11 protein-coding genes are annotated in these 19,151 nt (G+C 71.9%); 10 read left to right on the top strand and 1 reads right to left on the bottom strand.

The genetic code is table 11. The features are described 5' to 3' along the window. Positions 1 to 303: 303 nt before the first annotated feature. The 4 genes from AB0I49_RS34245 to AB0I49_RS34230 all read left to right on the top strand — a co-directional run bounded on the left by AB0I49_RS34245 (position 304) and on the right by AB0I49_RS34230 (position 8,912). Complete coding sequence (locus AB0I49_RS34245) at positions 304 to 1,092, top strand: ABC transporter ATP-binding protein (protein ID WP_363231100.1); 789 nt, start codon at positions 304 to 306, stop codon at positions 1,090 to 1,092. Continuing rightward, entirely contained in the window at positions 1,089 to 3,662 is a 2,574-nt protein-coding gene (locus tag AB0I49_RS34240) for an FtsX-like permease family protein (RefSeq protein WP_363231099.1), read from the top strand. Before AB0I49_RS34245 ends, AB0I49_RS34240 begins: the two co-directional genes overlap by 4 nt. 581 nt (positions 3,663 to 4,243) lie before the next feature. Next, positions 4,244 to 7,882, top strand: coding sequence for a transcription-repair coupling factor (gene mfd / locus AB0I49_RS34235; protein ID WP_363231098.1), 3,639 nt, complete (start codon positions 4,244 to 4,246; stop codon positions 7,880 to 7,882). Between the two features lie 244 nt (positions 7,883 to 8,126). After that, a complete protein-coding gene (locus AB0I49_RS34230) occupies positions 8,127 to 8,912 on the top strand; it encodes an HNH endonuclease family protein (RefSeq protein WP_363231097.1) in 786 nt (261 codons plus the stop codon). A 179-nt stretch (positions 8,913 to 9,091) separates the two neighbouring features. On the opposite strand, the gene AB0I49_RS34225 is transcribed toward AB0I49_RS34230, so the two are convergent. After that, positions 9,092 to 10,681 carry a DUF2079 domain-containing protein gene (locus AB0I49_RS34225; protein ID WP_363231096.1) on the bottom strand — a complete coding sequence of 530 codons (1,590 nt, stop codon included), beginning with the start codon at positions 10,679 to 10,681 and terminating at the stop codon, positions 9,092 to 9,094. A gap of 747 nt (positions 10,682 to 11,428) precedes the next feature. Here AB0I49_RS34225 and AB0I49_RS34220 point away from each other — a divergent pair. The 6 genes from AB0I49_RS34220 (at position 11,429) to AB0I49_RS34195 (ending at position 19,017) form a co-directional block, all read left to right on the top strand. Continuing rightward, positions 11,429 to 13,516, top strand: coding sequence for an N-6 DNA methylase (locus tag AB0I49_RS34220; RefSeq protein WP_363231095.1), 2,088 nt, complete (start codon positions 11,429 to 11,431; stop codon positions 13,514 to 13,516). A 554-nt stretch (positions 13,517 to 14,070) separates the two neighbouring features. Beyond that, positions 14,071 to 14,688 (top strand): SurA N-terminal domain-containing protein, encoded by a 618-nt coding sequence (locus AB0I49_RS34215; RefSeq protein WP_363231094.1) that lies wholly within the window; start codon positions 14,071 to 14,073, stop codon positions 14,686 to 14,688. 61 nt (positions 14,689 to 14,749) lie between these two features. Beyond that, positions 14,750 to 15,805 (top strand): nucleoside triphosphate pyrophosphohydrolase, encoded by a 1,056-nt coding sequence (locus tag AB0I49_RS34210; protein ID WP_363231130.1) that lies wholly within the window; start codon positions 14,750 to 14,752, stop codon positions 15,803 to 15,805. A 164-nt stretch (positions 15,806 to 15,969) separates the two neighbouring features. After that, positions 15,970 to 16,398 (top strand): DUF6479 family protein, encoded by a 429-nt coding sequence (locus AB0I49_RS34205; RefSeq protein WP_363231093.1) that lies wholly within the window; start codon positions 15,970 to 15,972, stop codon positions 16,396 to 16,398. A 49-nt stretch (positions 16,399 to 16,447) separates the two neighbouring features. Continuing rightward, on the top strand, positions 16,448 to 17,701 hold the full coding sequence (locus AB0I49_RS34200) for a cytochrome P450 (RefSeq protein ID WP_363231092.1): 1,254 nt from the start codon (positions 16,448 to 16,450) through the stop codon (positions 17,699 to 17,701). 188 nt (positions 17,702 to 17,889) lie between these two features. After that, positions 17,890 to 19,017, top strand: coding sequence for a transglycosylase family protein (locus AB0I49_RS34195; protein WP_363231091.1), 1,128 nt, complete (start codon positions 17,890 to 17,892; stop codon positions 19,015 to 19,017). The last annotated feature ends 134 nt before the right edge of the window (positions 19,018 to 19,151 follow it).

Genomic DNA, 19,151 nt, shown 5'->3' with positions numbered 1-19,151 from the left:
CGGATGACGAGCCGGGCCGCCGGGCTCCATAGCCTGTTTGACGGGCGGCCCGGTGCGGGCGGCTCCGGCGGTTCCCGCGGCCTCGGCCGCGGGAGGGGCGGGACGCCGCCGGAGAGGGTGGTGCCGGTACCACCGGCAAGAGGCATGCGGGCACCATCGTGCGCCCCCCGTGATGCGAGCACGCTGCTGTACGTACGCCCGACTCCCCGCTCCGGGAACCACGGCGGCACCACTGACCCCGATGACCCGTGTCGCCGCAGCGCCGGCGGCGGGACCGGACGTACCGAAACAAGGAGACATACTGTGACAACGGCTGTATCGATTCCCAGGACCGGGGGCGGCGGAAGGCGTACGGCCGTCGCGGCGAGCGCGCGGCAGGTCACCAAGGCGTACGGCGCGGGCGAGACGCGGGTCGTCGCGCTCGACAGCGTGGACGTGGACATCGCCCGCGGGCAGTTCACCGCCATCATGGGCCCCTCCGGCTCCGGCAAGTCCACGCTGATGCACTGCCTGGCCGGGCTCGACACCGTCACCTCCGGGCAGATCTGGCTCGACGAGACCGAGATCACCGGGCTGAAGGACAAGAAGCTGACGCGGCTGCGCCGGGACCGGATCGGCTTCATCTTCCAGGCGTTCAACCTGCTGCCGACGCTCAACGCGATCGAGAACATCACGCTGCCGATGGACATAGCGGGCCGCAAGCCGGACCGCGCGTGGCTGGAGCGGGTGGTGGGGACGGTGGGGCTCGCCGAGCGGCTCAAGCACCGGCCGAACCAGCTGTCCGGCGGCCAGCAGCAGCGGGTCGCCGTGGCCCGCGCGCTCGCCGCCCGGCCCGAGATCATCTTCGGCGACGAGCCGACCGGGAACCTGGACTCGCGGGCCGGCGCCGAGGTGCTGGGCTTCCTGCGGCGGTCCGTCGACGAACTGGGCCAGACCATCGTGATCGTCACACACGACCCGGTGGCCGCCTCGTACGCGGACCGCGCCCTGTACCTGGCCGACGGCCTGATCGTGGACGAGATGACGAACCCGACCGCCGAGATGGTGCTCGACCGGATGAAGGCGTTCGACGCGCGGGGACGGGTGTCGTGACCGTTCTCAAGACCTCGGTGCGCAACTTCCTCGCGCACAAGGGACGCATGGCGCTCTCCGCCGTCGCCGTCCTGCTGTCGGTGGCGTTCGTGAGCGGCACGCTCGTCTTCACCGACACCATGAACGCCACCTTCGACAAGCTCTTCGCCACCACCGCCTCGGACGTCACCGTCCAGCCGAAGTCCGAGAAGGACGACAAGGACGCGCAGCGCACCGGCCGCCCCGAGACGGTCCCCGCGAGCCTGGTCGGGCGGCTCCAGAAGGTCGAAGGCGTACGGTCGGCGGTCGGCTCGGTCTCCACCGACAAGGTCGCCCTGACCGACGCCGAGGGCGACAGCCTCAGCCCGACGTCCGGGGCCCCGACCATCGCCGGCGACTGGGGCGCCGACGAGAAGAAGCAGATGGACATCGTCAAGGGGCACGAGCCGCGCGGCCCCACCGAGTCGCTCATCGACGCCGACACCGCCGACAAGCACGGCGTGCGGCTCGGCGACCGGATCAAGACCGTCTCCGTGACGGGCACCGTCGAGACGACCGTCACCGGCATCGCCGAGTTCAAGACCACCAACCCCGGCGCGGCCATCGTCGACTTCGACTCCGCCACCGCGCGCACCCAGCTGCTCGGGTCGGCCGCCGCGTACTCCTCCGTCCAGCTGACGGCCGCCGACGGCGTGAGCGACGAGCAGCTCAAGAAGGCCGTCGCCGACAGCATCGGCGGCGGCTACGAGGTGCGGACGAAGGCGGAGAGCGTCAAGGACGCCGCCGCGCAGGTCGGTTCGTTCCTCGACGTCATGAAGTACGCGATGCTCGGCTTCGCCGGGATCGCCGTCCTCGTCGGCGTCTTCCTCATCGTCAACACCTTCTCGATGCTGGTCGCCCAGCGCACCCGCGAGATCGGCCTGATGCGGGCGATCGGCTCCAGCCGCAAGCAGATCAACCGGTCCGTGCTCATCGAGGCCCTGATGCTCGGCGTCGTCGGCTCCGTCCTGGGCATCGCGGCGGGCGTCGGCCTCGCGGTGGGGCTCATGAAGGTCATGGGCAGCGTCGGGATGAAGCTCGACACCTCCGAACTGACCGTCAAGGCCACCACCCCCGCCATCGGCCTGGCGCTCGGCGTCATCGTCACCGTCGTCGCCGCCTACCTCCCGGCGCGCCGGGCGGGCAAGGTCTCGCCGATGGCGGCGCTGCGGGACGCCGGGACCCCGGCGGACGGCGCGGCGGGGCGCGTACGGGCCGCCGTCGGCCTGCTCCTCACGGCCGTCGGCGCGGCCGGGCTGATCGGCGCCGCGCAGGCGGACACGGCCGCCCAGGGCTCGCTGCTGCTGGGCGTGGGCGTGTTCTGCACACTCGTGGGCTTCGTGGTCGTCGGCCCGCTGCTGGCCGCCTTCGTGGTGCGGGCGCTGAGCGCCGTCGTCCTGCGGGCCTTCGGCCCGGTGGGGCGGATGGCCGAACGCAACGCGCTGCGCAACCCGCGGCGCACCGGTGCTACGGGCGCCGCCCTGATGATCGGGCTCGCGCTGGTGGCCTGCCTGTCGGTCGTCGGCTCCTCGATGGTCGCCTCGGCCACCGACGAACTGGACAAGACGATCGGCGCGGACTACATCGTCCAGTCCGACACCGGGCAGCAGCTCACCCCGGCGGCGGAGAAGGCGGTCGAACAGACGCCGGGCCTGTCCCACGTGTCCCGCTACAAGAACGTCAACGCGAAGATCACCTCGCCCGACGGGAAGACCGTCAAGGAGGAGCTGGCCGCCGCGGACCCGACGTACGCGCGGGACTTCAAGACCGAGACAGTCAAGGGCGACCTGTCGGCCGCGTACCGGCCCGACTCGATCTCGGTGGGCGACGACTATGCCAAGGACCACGGCATCAAGATCGGCGACAAGCTGGGCGTCGTCTTCGCGGGCGGGCGCACCGCCCAGCTCACGGTGCGCGCCATCACATCGGGCGACAGCGCGATGGACGGCGGCGTGAAGTACCTGGGCATCGCCACCGTGCAGCGGTATCTGCCGGCCGACAAACTGCCGCTGAGCCAGATGATGCTGGCCTCGGCCGAGGAAGGCCAGGAGAAGGCGGCGTACGGCGCGCTCAAGGCGAAGCTGCACGACTACCCGCAGTACAAGGTCCGCGACCAGGCCGACTACAAGAAGACCCTGGAGGACCAGATCGGGCAGATGCTGAACCTGGTCTACGGGCTGCTGGCGCTGGCGATCATCGTCGCGGTGCTGGGCGTCGTGAACACCCTGGCCCTCTCCGTCGTCGAGCGCACCCGCGAGATCGGGCTGATGCGCGCCATCGGCCTCTCCCGCCGCCAGATGCGGCGCATGATCCGCCTCGAATCCGTGGTCATCGCCCTGTTCGGCGCGCTGCTCGGGCTCGGGCTCGGCATGGGCTGGGGCGCGACGGCCCAGAGGCTGCTGGCGCTGGAGGGGCTGGGGGTGCTGGAGATCCCCTGGCCGACGATCGGCGCGGTCTTCGTCGGGTCGGCGGTCGTGGGGCTCGTCGCGGCGCTCGTACCGGCGTTCCGCGCGGGGCGGATGAATGTGCTGAACGCCATCGCCACGGAGTGAGGGCGCGGCGCGCTCCCGCCGCCGCAGTCGCTCGCTACGGGCCGGGGCCGGGCGAGTGGCGGCGCCGGGGGGTTCGGTCGGGCGAGCGGTGTGGCGCCGGGTGGTTCGGCTGGGCGGTATGGGCAGTCGCGCGGGCGGTGGTTTGGCCGGGCCGTACGAGCAGGTGAGACTCCCCGCGCCGGTCCGGCGGCCGGTGCAGGGGAGGCGGGCCCACGGGGGATCGGGGCCCGCCGGAGGAAAGGGCCCGTCGGGGGGCAGGCCCGAGGGGGGACGGCCCACGGGGGGTGGGCCTGAAGGGGGCGGGCCCATGGGGGGTGGGCCTGCTACGACCGGTCCGGGCGCATCGCGGGGGAGCGCGCCCGGACCGGTCCCGCGTGTGCGTGTCGGTGCCCCGTCGTAGGCTGGAGAACCCCGGCACGTTGGACGTGTCGGGCGGTTCGCGTTGTCCACCCGATTGCCCCACCACTCGATTTATCCGCTCGACCCGCCCACACAGTTCATCCGCTCGATCAACCCGCTCGATCCATCCACTCCGCCTCGCTATCCCTTATCGAGTCCACTCCCCTGGGACGGAAGCCTCCATGAGCCTGCACGGCCTGCTCGACGCAGTCGTCAAAGATCCGGCGCTCGCCGAAGCGGTAAAGGCCGCAGCCGACGGCAACCGGCCCCACATCGACCTGGTCGGCCCGCCGGCCGCGCGCCCCTTCACCATCGCGGCGCTGGCCCGCGGCGGAAGCGGAAAGAGCGGAAGCGGGGAGGGCGGCGCGCGGCGCACCGTGCTCGCCGTCACCGCCACCGGCCGGGAGGCCGAGGACCTCGCCTCGGCGCTGCGCTCGCTGATGCCGGCGGGCCGCGAGGACGCGGTGGTCGAGTACCCGTCGTGGGAGACCCTGCCGCACGAGCGGCTCTCGCCGCGCTCCGACACCGTCGGCCGCCGCCTCGCGGTGCTGCGCAGGCTGGCGCACCCGAGCGCGGACGACCCGGCCGCCGGCCCGGTGAGCATCGTGGTCGCGCCCGTACGGTCCGTACTGCAGCCGCAGGTCAAGGGGCTTGGGGAGCTGGAGCCCGTTAGTCTGCGCAGCGGGCAGAGCGCCGACCTCGAAGAGATCGTGGACGGGCTGGCGGCGGCCGCGTACGCGCGGGTGGAACTGGTCGAGAAGCGCGGCGAGTTCGCCGTGCGCGGCGGCATCCTCGACGTGTTCCCGCCCACCGAGGAACACCCGCTGCGGCTGGAGTTCTGGGGCGACGAGGTCGAGGAGATCCGCTACTTCAAGGTCGCCGACCAGCGGTCCCTGGAGGTCGCCGAGCACGGGCTGTGGGCCCCGCCGTGCCGGGAGCTGCTGCTGACCGAGGACGTGCGGCAGCGGGCCGCCGCCCTCGCCGAGGACCACCCGGAGCTCGGCGAACTGCTCGGCAAGATCGCCGAGGGGATCGCGGTGGAGGGCATGGAGTCCCTGGCGCCGGTCCTGGTCGACGACATGGAGCTGCTGCTGGACGTGCTGCCGGCCGGGAGCATGACGGTGGTCTGCGACCCGGAGCGGGTCCGTACCCGCGCCGCCGACCTGGTCGCGACGTCGCAGGAGTTCCTCCAGGCGTCCTGGGCGGCCTCGGCGGTCGGCGGGGCCGCCCCCATCGACGTGGGCGCGGCATCCCTATGGGGCATCGCGGACGTCCGGGACCACGCCCGCGACCTGGGCATGATGTGGTGGTCGGTCAGCCCCTTCGCCGCGGACGAGGAGCTGGACGACGACACGCTGGGGCTGGGCATGCACGCCCCCGAGGTGTACCGCGGCGACACCGCCCGCGCCCTCGCCGACACCAAGGGGTGGCTGGCCGACGGCTGGCGTACGGTCTTCGTCACCGAGGGCCACGGCCCCGCCGCCCGTACCGTGGAGGTCCTCTCCGGCGAGGGCATCCCCGCCCGGCTCGCCGCGCCCGACAGCGGTACCGGCGCCGGCGCCGCTTCCGGTAGTGGGGCCGCTTCCGGCAGTGGTACGGGCGGGCTCGCGCAGCTCACGCCGTCCGTGGTGCACGTGGCGTGCGGCTCCATCGAGCACGGCTTCGTGGACCCCGGCCTGAAGCTGGTGGTGCTGACCGAGACGGACCTGTCGGGGCAGCGGGCCGCGTCCAGGGAACTGGGCCGGATGCCGGCCCGCCGCCGCAAGACCATCGACCCGCTCACCCTCCAGCCCGGCGACTTCATCGTCCACGAGCAGCACGGCGTGGGCCGCTACGTGGAGATGGTGCAGCGCACGGTGCAGGGCGCCACCCGCGAGTACCTGCTGGTCGAGTACGCGCCCGCGAAGCGCGGCCAGCCCGGCGACCGGCTGTTCGTGCCGACCGACCAGCTGGAGCAGATCACCAAGTACGTGGGCGGCGAGGCCCCCACCCTGCACCGGCTCGGCGGCGCCGACTGGACCAAGACCAAGGCGCGCGCGAAGAAGGCCGTCAAGGAGATCGCCGCCGACCTGATCCGGCTCTACTCGGCGCGGATGGCGGCCCCCGGCTACACCTTCGGCCCCGACACGCCCTGGCAGCGCGAACTGGAGGACGCCTTCCCGTACGCGGAGACGCCCGACCAGCTCACGACGATCGCCGAGGTCAAGGAGGACATGGAGAAGTCCGTCCCGATGGACCGGCTGATCTGCGGCGACGTCGGGTACGGCAAGACCGAGATCGCGGTGCGCGCGGCCTTCAAGGCGGTGCAGGACGGCAAGCAGGTCGCCGTGCTGGTGCCGACGACGCTGCTGGTGCAGCAGCACTTCGGCACGTTCAGCGAGCGCTACGGGCAGTTCCCCGTCAAGGTCCGGGCGCTGTCCCGGTTCCAGACGGACAGCGAGGCGAAGGCGGTGCTGGAGGGGCTGAAGGACGGCACCGTCGACCTGGTCATCGGCACCCACCGGCTGTTCTCCTCCGAGACGAAGTTCAAGGACCTGGGCCTGGTCATCGTCGACGAGGAGCAGCGGTTCGGCGTCGAGCACAAGGAGCAGCTCAAGAAGCTCCGCGCCAACGTCGACGTGCTGACCATGTCCGCGACCCCCATCCCCCGGACGCTGGAGATGGCGGTCACCGGCATCCGCGAGATGTCCACGATCACCACGCCGCCGGAGGAGCGCCACCCGGTGCTGACCTTCGTCGGCCCGTACGAGCAGAAGCAGATCGGCGCGGCCATCCGCCGCGAACTGCTCCGCGAGGGCCAGGTCTTCTACATCCACAACCGGGTCGAGTCCATCGACCGCGCCGCCGCCCGGCTGCGGGAGATCGTGCCGGAGGCGCGCATCCAGACGGCGCACGGGCAGATGGGCGAGACGCAGCTGGAACAGGTCGTCGTCGACTTCTGGGAGAAGAAGTTCGACGTGCTGGTCTCCACGACCATCGTGGAGTCGGGCATCGACATCTCCAACGCCAACACCCTCATCGTCGAGCGCGGCGACAACTTCGGTCTCTCGCAGCTGCACCAGCTGCGCGGCCGCGTCGGGCGCGGGCGCGAGCGCGGCTACGCCTACTTCCTGTACCCGCCGGAGAAGCCGCTCACCGAGACGGCCCACGAACGGCTCGCCACCATCGCCCAGCACACCGAGATGGGCGCGGGCATGTACGTCGCCATGAAGGACCTGGAGATCCGCGGCGCGGGCAACCTGCTGGGCGGCGAGCAGTCCGGGCACATCGCGGGCGTCGGCTTCGACCTGTACATGCGCATGGTCGGCGAGGCCGTCGCCGACTACCGAGCCTCGCTCGACGGGGAGACGCAGGACGAGGCGCCGCCGGAGGTGAAGATCGAGCTGCCGGTCGATGCGCACGTGCCGCACGACTACGCGCCGGGCGAGCAGCTGCGCCTCCAGGCGTACCGCTCCATCGCCTCCGCCACCAGCGAGGAGGACATCAAGGCCGTCCGCGAGGAGCTGACCGACCGTTACGGCAAGCTGCCGGAACCGGTCGAGAACCTGCTGCTCGTCGCCGGCCTGCGGATGCTCGCACGGTCCTGCGGCGTCGCGGACATCACCCTCCAGGGCTCCAACATCCGCTTCGGACCGGTGGAACTGCGCGAGTCGCAGGAGCTCCGCCTCAAGCGGCTCCACCCCCGGGCCGTCATGAAGCCGGCCACCCACCAGCTCCTCGTGCCCCGCCCGACGACGGCCCGCATCGGCGGCAAGCCGCTGATGGGCCGTGAACTGCTGGCATGGACAGGAGAGTTCCTCACCACGGTCGTGGGCTCATAACCGGTGCCGCGGGCCCGTCAGCGGTGCCGTAGCTCATAACCGGTGCTGTGAGTCCGTCCGTGGGTTAGCAACCGTGGGTTGGTAACCGTGGGTTCGCAGGGGCGGGTGCCGGGCAGCCTTTGAAAGCGACGGCACCCGCCCCCGCTCTGTCGCGGGGGACGGCGGTCTGTCCGTTTTAGGATCTTGCGGGGCGCGGGGTGCGCCCCGCTTTCAGCCGCCGATCCCAGAGTGGATGTTCCCTGACGTGAAGAGTCTCCCGCTGCCTGCCCGCCTCCGCTCCCGCCGCCGCGCGCTCGCCGGCACCGCCCTCGCCGGCGCCGCCCTGCTGGCCGTGACCGTCACCGGCTGTTCGCCGGACGGCGACAGCGGCGGCGGCAACCAGGACAAGTCCGCGGACAAGCCCGCAGACCAGTCCGCCGGAAAATCCGGCAGCGCCCTGTCCGCCGTCTCCTCACTGAAGGTCAAGGCGAGCGGCACCATGGACGGTTACGCCCGCGACCGCTTCGGCCGCGCCTGGCTCGACACCGACGGCAACCACTGCGACACCCGGGACGACATACTCAAGCGCGATCTGACGGACGTGAAGTTCACCGACGGCCACTGCAAGGTCGCCTCCGGCACGCTGACCAAGGACCCCTACACCGGCAAGACCGTCCGCTACGTACGCGGCCACAGCAAGATAGACATCGACCACGCGGTGGCCCTGTCCGACGCCTGGAAGAAAGGCGCCCGGCAGTGGTCGCCGAGCAAGCGCATAGCGCTCGCGAACGACCCGCTGAACCTCATCGCCTCCGACGCCTCCGCCAACCGCCAGAAGGGCGACGGCGACACGGCGGCCTGGCTGCCCTCCAACACGGCCTACCGCTGCGACTACGTCGCCCGCCAGGTCTCCGTGAAGAAGAAGTACGGCCTGTGGGTGACCGCCGCCGAACGCGACGCGATGAAGAAGGTCCTCACCACCTGCCCCTCCGCCGAACTCCCCACCGGCGGCAACCCCACCGAGGCCCCCGTCCGCTTCAAGGCGAAGTAACTCCGTAGGGGCAGCTGCTCCGGGGCGAGTCAGGCGCGCGACGCGACGGCTTCGGCGTGAGGCAGCTGCGCGGCGCGGCAGCCTCAGGGTGAGGCCGGAGCGTGGCGCGGCGGCCTCAGGGTGAGGCCGGAGCGTGGCGCGGCAGCCTCAAGGTGAGGCCGGAGCGTGGCGCGGCGGCCTCAGGGTGAGGCAACGGCGGTGGCAGGCACGGCAGCCGCCGTGATGGTGGGTGCGGCGGCAGCGGTGGCCCCGGCGGCGGCTGGCGCGGCGGCCCCGGTGGCGGCTGGCGTGGCGGCAGCGGTGGCGGTGGCGGGTGCCGGGGTGGGGGCGGCCCGCCGCAGCACGACGTACCCGCCGTCGCCGCCGAGGTACGTGTAGGCCGTACCCGGATGCATCCGCTGGATCTCGTCGAGCAGTTCCGCCGGCGTCTTCGCCTCGTCGTTGCGCAGCGCCACATAGTCGGGCCGTATCCCGCCGGTCCCTCCTATCCAGAACACTCGGCAGCGGTCGGTGAGCCTGCTTATCGGGCCGACGTTGGCCTCGACGGTCGCGTTGTCGGGGATGCGGTTCAGGAGCCGGTCGACGGCGTTGACCGCCGACGACTTGCGGTAGGTGTCGGCCTCGGTGAGGTCGGCCAGGGGGAGTGACGTGGTGAGCGCGAGCGCCGCGGCGGCCACGGCCGCGGGTATGTGCTGGGCGTACGAGCGCAGCCACGCGCGGCTGCTCGCGCCCACCCCGGCGAGCGCGTCGACGAGGGCGATGAACACGACCGGCATGAGCACCGCGCTGTAGTGCCAGTCGACGCCCCAGTAGTGGTCGTCGTGGGACAGGAACCGCCAGGCCATCGTGGGCAGCGCCACGATCAGCAACGGGGAGCGCAGCGCGAGCAGCCCGGTGGTGGGCAACAGGATCCACAGCAGGGTGCGGACCGCCGTGTCGAACGGAATGGTGGGCGCCGGCCCGCCGTCGCCGTTGAGCTTGTTCCAGTAGTCGTACGAACCGCTGTTGTTGAACCCCGGAATGATGACGCCGAAGGTGATGACGGCCGCGACGAGCCCGAAGGCGACGAGCCCGGCGGCCAGCGCGACCATGCGCGGCTGCTCCTTGCCGCGGAGCCGCACCAGCATGACGGCCCCTATGGCCGCGACGGTCAGCCCGAGGTCCTCCTTGACCAGGACGAGGGGGAGCGCCCAGCAGACCGCTGTCCACCAGCGGTGCCGCAGGACCGCTTCCAGGGAGAAGGCGATCAGCGGCATCGCGAAAGCGATCTCGTGGAAGTCGAATTCGACGGCGCGCTGGACACCCCAGGAGAGCCCGAAGGCCAGACCGATGGCGAGCCCGCGCTTGCGCCCCAGCAGATGGGCGGCGACGCGCGCCACGGGTATGACGGAGACCGCGAACAGCACCGCCTGCGCGACGAGCAGCGTCACAGGTGTGGGAAAGACCCGGTAGAAGGGCGCGAGGAGAGCGGTGATCGGGCTGAAGTGGTCGCCGAGGATGTTGGTCCCGGGCCCCTTCAGATCGGCGACCGGCGCCTGGAAGTGGGCGTAGGCGCGTATGGCCTGCTCGAAGATCCCCAGGTCCCACGACATCGTCAGCAAGCGCCGGTAGCGGCAGACGGAAAGCGCGGCGAAGGCGATGAAGAGCGCGGCTGCGAGCCAGTACGGGTCCAGGCGCGGGTTGCGCAGGGCCGCGGCGCGCGCACCGGCGGCGGGCGCGGCCTCGGCCGTGCTGCGGCCGGGGGTTGCGACTGCTGCGGCCGTGTCCATGGGCGGTCCTCGTCTCGGAGTCTTGGGGACTCGGGTCTCGGGGCTTTGGGGCTTGTGGGGCTCGTGGGCCTTGTCCGTGGCGTCGGTTCGGGGCGTCGATTCAGGGCGTTTGCCCGGGGTGCCGATCCAGTACGTCGCCCCAGGACGTCGCTCCAGAATGTCGATCCGGGCTGTCGAAAAGATACGCGAAGAGGGTGGGGCGGCTCGGACGCTCTTCGTGTACGAGCCACCGCCGCGACGCGCGGGTCTTCTCTGGTGAGAGTGATGACGGCCAGGCCGTCGTCGGTTGCGACCAGACCTTCGCGAATGAGGATCGGGCCCTTCTTTCTCCCCTTCTTCTCTCTTCCTCTGTGCTCCGCCCTCTGTGCTCCGCCCTCTGTGCTCCGCCCTCTGTGCTCCGCCCTCTGTGCTCCGCCCTCTGCGCTCTGTGCTCCGAGCTCCGGTCTCTCTTCGTCTCTTCTCTCTTCTCTTCTCGCGCCCGTGCTCGCGGGCGCGGTTCGGCTCTGCCCTTCCGCTCCCCTTCCCCACTCCTCTTCCTCGTGCGCTGGACCCGCCGCGTGAGCGGATACGACAATGACAGCAGGGCCTGTGAATCGAGTCAACCATGTTCACCGGTTCGAGTGAGTTCACGGCCGTGAAGGCGGTTTCGTGGATTCGATGGGTATGCTCGGCGTCACAACAGCTCGGAACAGTTCGGCACCCGCGGAACAGTTCAGGCAACTCACGAGTGCGAGGGGACGGGAGCGCATGCCGGACAACGCAGCAGAGGTGACGGCAGCCGGGATCGCCCGGCTCGCCGGTGTCGGCCGCGCCGCCGTCAGCAACTGGCGCCGTCGCCACGACGACTTCCCCAAGCCCGTCGGCGGCTCGGAGACCAGCCCGACCTTCGCGCTCAGCGCCATCGAGCGTTGGCTGCGCGACCAGGGGAAAGTCGGTGAGATCCCGCTGAGCGAGCGGGTCTGGCAGCAGATCGCCGGGCACCCGGCCGGCGCCGTGACAGCTCTCCGTCACGCGGGCAGTGTGCTCGTGCTCGTACAGGACCGGCCCGCGGACTGGGCCGAGCTCGCCGAGCTCGCCGACCCCGAAATGGCCGAGGCGCTGCCGCCGGCCCTCGGCGCCGCGCTGACCGCCCGACTCGGCAACCGGCACCCGGTCGCCCTGCCCAGCCCGGTCGAGGTGGCCGCGTCCGCTCTTCTTCTGCGCGGCTCAGCCGAGCTCGCCACCGGCCTCGGCCCCCGGACGGCGTACGAGTTCCTGCTCGGCCGGCAGCTCGACGCCAACCCCCGGCAATACACCCTCACCCCGTCCGCCCCCGCCGAGCTGATGGCCGCCATCGCCGAATCCGGTCTCGACCCGGACGGCGTACGTACCGTCTTCGACCCCGCGTCCGGTACGGGCAGCCTGCTGCGCGCCGCCGACACCAGCGGACCGCTGCACACTCGGGCCGTCTTCGCCCAGGAAGCCGACGTCGACCTCGCCGCGCTCGGCGCGCTGCGGCTCGCCCTGCACAGCACGGCCCAGGTGCGAGTGAGATCAGGGGACAGCCTGCGGGCCGATGCGTTCCCCGGACTGGAGGCGGACGCCGTGCTCTGCCACCCGCCGTTCAACGAACGCAACTGGGGCCATGACGAGCTGGCGTACGACCCCCGCTGGGAGTACGGCTACCCGGCCCGGACCGAATCCGAGCTGGCCTGGGTCCAGCACGCGCTCGCCCGGCTGCGCACCGGGGGCACCGCCGTCCTGCTGATGCCGCCCGCCGCCGCCTCCCGCCGCTCCGGCCGCCGCATCCGCGCCGACCTGCTCCGACACGGCGCGCTGCGCGCCGTCATCGCGCTGCCCGCGGGGGCCGCGCCGCCCTACGGCATCCCCTTGCACCTATGGGTGCTGCGCCGCCCCACCGCCCAACCCCTGCCCGCACCACACCTCTTGCTCGTCGACACCGCCGATCTGGCCGCTACCAACCGCGACCAGCTGCCCTGGCAGGCCGTGCGCACGGCGGTGCTCGACGCCTGGCAGGACTTCGACCGGAACGGCGCCACCGAGGGAAAACCCGGCGTCTGCCGCTCCTTGCCGGTCATCGACGTCCTCGACGACGACGTCGACCTCGCCCCCGCCCGACATCTGCCCCCGCCCACGGCGGGCGGCGGGGCCGCCGAGCTGGCCGATGTGCATGCGCGGCTCACCACCGCGCTGCGGCGAACCTCCGGGCTCACCCCCGACCCCGCGAGACCCCTCACCCCCGTGGAGGCCGCTGTTCCGGGCCGCTGGTCCACCACCACCGTCGGCGAACTGGCCCGCACTGGGGCCCTGGCGCTGCGCGTCGGGGGGAGCGGCGCAAGCCCCGATCCGACAGGCGCGCCTCCTGTCCTGACGGACCATGACGCCATAGCGGGCTCCGAGCCGTCGGGTACGCTCCCCGAAGGCGCGGCCGAGGAACCCATCCTCATCGAGGAGGGCGATGTGGTGGTGCCCGTCCTCGGCGATGTCACCGTGGCCCGTGTCATCGACGCGGCGAGCGCCGGGGCGGCGCTCGGCCGTGGGCTGCACCTCCTGCGGCCCGACCCGGCCACCCTCGATCCGTGGTTCCTCGCCGGATTCCTGCGCGGCACCGCCAATCAGCGCCAGGCCAGCAGTTACGCCTCCACCCCCACCCGGCTTGACGTCCGCCGGCTCCAACTGCCGCGCATACCCCTGTCCGACCAGCGGCGCTACGGCCGCCGCTTCCGGGCCCTCGCCTCCTTCGAGGAGTCGCTGAGGCTCGCCGGGCGGCTCGGCGAGCAGCTCGTACAGGGCCTGTACGACGGACTGACGGACGGCACCGCGCGCCCGGAGTGACCGCGGTTCGGAGTGACCGCGCGCTCGGAGTGACCGGCCGCCCAGGGAGCCGGGTGTCCGGAGCGACCGGCCGCCCAGGGTGATCGGGTGCCCGGAGCGACCCGGTCGGGGCCGGTCAAGGGCCAGGGGCTGGGCTCGGGGGCCGGGCAAGGACCGAGGTCGGGCAAGGATCGGGGGCTGGGCAAGGACCAAGACCGGGCAAGGACCGAGGTCGGGTAAGGGTTGGGCGGGGGCTGAGCCGGGGAGAGAGGGAGGCGTCGGCGCAGAAGCCAGGAAGGAGAGCAATCTGTGCGGAACGGCCCATAGCCGGAAGGCTGTTCCCCCTGTCACACCGTCACCAGCGCGCCGCATCTCCGTTCGTATCCCAACCGGCCCCGAATCGTTGGTCGAATCAGTGGCCTGGATCACGCGGACTCCCTAACATCGATCAACGCCAGCTCGATGCGACCGCCCGTCATCCGCTCGTCATCCGACCGCCACCCCCTCCAGGAGGGGCTTCGTACGGCCCTTGTCATCACGGCCCTTGCAATAAAAGATCTTCGCCGGGAGGCTCCATGCACCGCCGCAGGACTGCGCTCTCCGTCTCCGCCGCCGCACTGTTGGTCGCGGCCCCCCTGCTCACCGCGTGCGGCTCCACCCCGCATCCCGGCGCGGCAGCCGTCGTGGGCAAGGACCGGATCAGCGTGTCCCAGCTCCAGGCCCAGGTGAAGGACGTACGGGACGCGCAGCGGGGCTCGCCGCAGGCCGAGCAGCTCGTCGCGGCCAGCCCCAGGCTCGGCCAGGACACTTTGGTCCGCCTCATCCAGTACCGGATCGTGGACAAGGCCGCCGAGGACAACGGGGTCGGCGTGACCCGCCGTGAGGTGCAGCGGCAGCGGGCCGCGCTGGAGAAGGCGAACGGCGGTGCGGAGGCGGTGCGGGCCAGGTTCCTGTCGCTGGGCGTCGCGCCGGGCCAGATCGACCAGGCCATCAAGATGGACTACACCCGCGCCAAGCTGGACCAGCGGCTGGGGGCCGCCCGCACCAACCAGGTACTGATGGCGACGTCCAAGTCCATCGGCGTCGACGTCAATCCGCGCTACGGCAGCTGGGACGCCAGGCGCGGCACCGCTCAGGCCGCCAGTGAGCCGTGGCTGCGCGCGGCCACGGCTCCGCCCGAGCAGCAGATGTGAGCGGTCGCTTACGCTCGACGGCGTGAACGCTTCCGCGCCGGACGGCTCCGACCGCCACGACATCGCGCCCCCGCACCGCGCCGCCGCCCCGCAGGGCGGCGCCGGGCCCGCGGACGGTGCGGCCGACCCCGGCCGTATCGTCCTGCTGACCACCAGCCACCGGGTCGCCCCCGGTCTGCTGTCGTGGCCCGCCTGGCAGGTGCTGCGCACAGCCGACCGGGTGCTGTGCGCCGACCCCGGCCACCCTCAGCTGCCGTATCTGGGGGAGGCCGGCGTCGAGGCCGAGCGGGCGGTGCCGGACGCCCGTGAGCTGGTCGGCTACTGCCTGGACGGCGGGCGCACCGCCGTGGTCCTCACCTCGGCGGAGGGCGAGTCGGCGCTCACCGCCGGGCTCGCCCGGCTCGCGGGCTCCGGCCGGGAGCGGATGCCCGCGCTGGAGCTGCTGCCGGGCTCGTACGACCTGCCGGGGGCGCGCCTGCTCGACCTGGTGCAGGTCATGGACCGGATCCGCCGGGCCTGCCCATGGAGCGGGGTCCGTACGCACGAGGACCTCGCGAAGTACGCGGTCGAGGAGACCTACGAACTGCTCGAAGCCATCGAGGAAGGAGACAGGGAGGCTGTGCGCGAGGAGCTGGGCGATGTGCTGCTCCAGGTCGTCTTCCACGCGCGCATCGCCCAGGACGACCCGGACGAGCCGTTCGCCATCGACGATGTCGCGGGCACCATCGTCGACAAGCTCATCCACCGGCACCCGCACGTCTTCGGGGCGGAGAGCGCGGAGAGCGCCGAAGACGTGCGGGAGCACTGGATGCGGACCAAGGCGATCGAGAAGCAGCGCGAGTCGGTCACCGAGGGCGTACCGCTCGGCCAGCCCGCCCTCGCCCTCGTCGCCAAGCTCGCCTCCCGGGCGCGCGGGGCCGGGCTCGACGTCGAGGCGCCGAACGGGCCCGGCATCGGGTACGAGCTGCTGGCGCTCGCCGTGCGGGCCGAGGCGGAGGGGACGGAACCGGAGACGGCCCTGCGCGCGGCCGCCCGCACCTACCGCGACACGATCCGCGCCGCGGAGTCCACCCCCACCCCCACCCCCACCCCCGCCAAAACCGTCACCGACGACTGAGCCTGCCCCGCCAGGCCCGATGCGGACGGGGCCTCGCCGTGCCTGGTCCAGCTCACCCGCCGGTCCGCCAGGCAGTCCGCTCCGCGGAGTGGGGTCGCTGCGTCCGTACACCCGTTCGGCCTATGGGGCGACATGTCTGGGCGATCGGGGGGTACCCCAGTGCCATGCACTCAGAGATTTTTGATCTCGCTGCCGATAACGGGCTGCGTGGTGGGATTGCTCCGCTGGCCATCGGGATCATCGTGGTGGCCCTGCTGATCGGGGCTGTGGCCTTCGGGCGCAAGCGGCGGGCGCAGGAGCCCGCTCCGCCGCAGGAGCCGCAGGAGCGAGCCGGTTCGTGGCAGACGCCGGAGGAACAGGGCGGGGGCGGGCCCGTGGCCGCCGATCACGGCCCCGGCCATGACGGGGAGCGGGACGCGCTCGGCTATGTGAAGGAGGGGCGGGCTACGGATGAGCTGGCTCCGGACGGGCACCGTTACCTGCCGCACGAGCTGACGGACCCGGACAGCCACAGCGACCCGGAGCAGCAGCCGCGCAAGTGGAACGAAGGGGGGAGCGGCGGCTTCGGCAGCGGCGGCGGGGGACACACGTAGGCCCGAACGCCCCTCGGGCGGCGGGTGCGGGCTCCTATAGCGTCGGGGGGTGCACGACAAGAACGCCGACGCCCCCGTCCCCGCACTCTTCAGCTGGGAATTCGCCGCCGACCCCTACCCCGCGTACGCGTGGCTGCGCGAGCACGCGCCCGTACGCCGTACCGAGCTGCCCAGCGGGGTCGAGGCATGGCTCGTCACCCGGTACGCGGACGCCCGGCAGGCGCTCGCCGACGGGCGGCTGTCGAAGAACCCCGTGCACCACTCCGAGGCCGCGCACGGCAAGGGCAAGATCGGCATTCCGGGCGAGCGCAGCGCCAACCTGATGACGCATCTGCTGAACATCGACCCGCCGGACCACACGCGGCTGCGGCGGCTGGTCTCGAAGGCGTTCACGCCGCGCCGGGTCGCGGAGTTCGCGCCGCGCGTACAGGACCTGACGGACGGCCTCATCGACGCCTTCGCCGCGCGGGGCAGCGCCGACCTCATCCATGAGTTCGCCTTTCCGCTCCCCATCTACGCGATCTGCGATCTGCTGGGCGTGCCCCGCGAGGACCAGGACGACTTCCGGGACTGGGCGGGCATGATGATCCGGCACGGCGGCGGGCCGCGCGGCGGGGTGGCCCGTTCCGTGAAGAAGATGCGTACGTATCTGGCGGAGCTGATCCACCGCAAGCGTTCGGACCTCGGCGACGACCTGATCTCGGGGCTGATCCGGGCCTCCGACCACGGCGAGCACCTGAGCGAGAACGAGGCGGCGGCGATGGCGTTCATCCTGCTGTTCGCCGGGTTCGAGACGACCGTGAACCTCATCGGCAACGGCACGTACGCGCTGCTGCGCAACCCCGGCCAGCGTGAGCGGCTGCAGCGGGCCCTGGACGCGGGCGACGAGAGCCTGCTCGCCACCGGGATCGAGGAACTGCTGCGCTACGACGGGCCGGTGGAGCTGGCGACCTGGCGGTTCGCCACCGAGCCGATCACGCTGGGCGGGCAGCGGATCGGCACCGGCGACCCCGTGCTCGTCGTGCTGGCGGCGGCGGACCGCGATCCGGAGCGGTTCGCCGATCCGGACACCCTCGACCTCTCGCGACGTGACAATCAGCACCTCGGATACGGGCACGGCATCCACTACTGCATCGGCGCGCCGCTCGCCCGGCTGGAGGGCCGGGCCGCCCTCGCGACCCTGCTGCGCCGCCTGCCCGACCTGCGCCTCGCGGCGGAACCGGAGGAGTTGCGGTGGCGCGGCGGACTCATCATGCGCGGACTGCGCACGCTGCCCGTGGAGTTCACGCCCCGCCAGAAGTGACGAAGCGTCAAGCGATGTGACCTCCGCGTGACCTCGGCTACATCGGCTTGTGACTGTCTGAGCGCGTCGCTATCTTCAACCGACAACTCGGCAACCGACAACTCAGTAACTGACGACTCAGTAACTGACGACTCGGCAACCGACGACTCGACAACCGACAACTCAGCCGTCACACGAGAGGCAACCGCATGCGCACCGGGAACGGTCGACACCGCCGCCCCCGTCAGGTCCCGGCCATCGTCGTAGCGGCGGGGGTGACGGGCGCCGGAATCGCCATGCCGCTGCTCGCGGCCACCGGTGCGAACGCCGCGGACACCGCGACCTGGGACCGCGTCGCCCAATGCGAGAGCGGCGGAACGTGGAGCGCCGATAAAGGGAACGACTTCTACGGCGGGCTCCAGCTGTCGCAGTCGACCTGGGATCTGTACGGGGGGAGGGCGTACGCGCCGAGACCCGACCTGGCCAGCCGCGCCCAGCAGATAGCCGTGGCCCAGAAGATCCTGGACGACCAGGGCACCAAGCCCTGGTCGGGCTGCGCGGTCGCCTCCGGTCTCACGCGCGGCAGCGCGGCCCCCGGCGTCGACCCCGGCAGCTCCGAGGCGCCCTCCTCGAAGCCGTCCGCCGAGTCCTCCTCGAAGCCCTCCGCCCAGTCGCCCGCGCCGTCGCACAGCTCGGGGCCGTCGAAGGGCTCCTCGGGCGACGACCGTACGGACTCGGGCAAGACCCACTCCCCGAAGGGCGGGCCGAGCACGACGCCGAGCGGTACGGGCGGTCCGGGCAGCCCGGGTGATTCGAGTGATCCGGGTAAGAAGGGGACCGGTGAGGCGGACGCCGGTAAGAAGGGGTCCGGTTCGGCCGAGAGCCCCGAGCCCGGCGGCAAGCCCTCCCAGACGCCCTCCAGCACCCCTTCCACGCCCCCTGGGACCTCCGCCGACCCCACCACCCCCGCGACCGGGGCCACGGGCACACCGACGTCCGGCGAGGGCCGGCACCGCGGCGGTTCCGATGAGGGGGAGAAGGGGAGCGCGGGGAGCAAGGGGAGCGACGGCGCCGAAGGCCCCGCGCGGGACGACGGCGGGCGGAGCGGCGGCCGGCATGCCTCGCGCGGCGGGGAATCGCGCGGCGGGCACGCGTCCCGTACGCCCCAACAGGCCCCCCGTGACTACACGGTGCAGTCGGGAGACAGCCTGTCCGTGATCGCGGAGGAGCACTCCGTCTCCGGCGGCTGGAACACCCTCTACGAACGCAACCACAGCACCGTGGGAAGCGACCCCGATCTCATTTTCCCTGGTCAAAAGCTTGATCTCGGGACGTGAGTCCGACGGTACGGGCGGTATGTCCGTTCCGGCGGAAAGTGAGACATGGGTCTCGTTGACAGTCCCGGGTTCCCCGCCTGTCCGATCTTTCCCTACCGTCTCTCACCTGCGGAAATGCGCTGTTTCTGTGGGTA

The sequence above is a fragment of the Streptomyces sp. NPDC050617 genome (assembly GCF_040654795.1).
Lineage (GTDB): Bacteria > Actinomycetota > Actinomycetes > Streptomycetales > Streptomycetaceae > Streptomyces.
The sequence above is the reverse complement of the archived record's forward strand: the minus strand, read 5'-3'. Positions and strand labels throughout refer to the sequence as shown.

Bases quoted from the DNA above. Each gene is read 5' to 3' on its own strand.
- mfd (WP_363231098.1), top strand. From the start codon at position 4,244: ATGAGCCTGCACGGCCTGCTCGACGCAGTCGTCAAAGATCCGGCGCTC.
- AB0I49_RS34225 (WP_363231096.1), bottom strand. From the start codon at position 10,681: ATGGACACGGCCGCAGCAGTCGCAACCCCCGGCCGCAGCACGGCCGAG.
- AB0I49_RS34220 (WP_363231095.1), top strand. From the start codon at position 11,429: ATGCCGGACAACGCAGCAGAGGTGACGGCAGCCGGGATCGCCCGGCTC.
- AB0I49_RS34215 (WP_363231094.1), top strand. From the start codon at position 14,071: ATGCACCGCCGCAGGACTGCGCTCTCCGTCTCCGCCGCCGCACTGTTG.
- AB0I49_RS34205 (WP_363231093.1), top strand. From the start codon at position 15,970: ATGCACTCAGAGATTTTTGATCTCGCTGCCGATAACGGGCTGCGTGGT.
- AB0I49_RS34195 (WP_363231091.1), top strand. From the start codon at position 17,890: ATGCGCACCGGGAACGGTCGACACCGCCGCCCCCGTCAGGTCCCGGCC.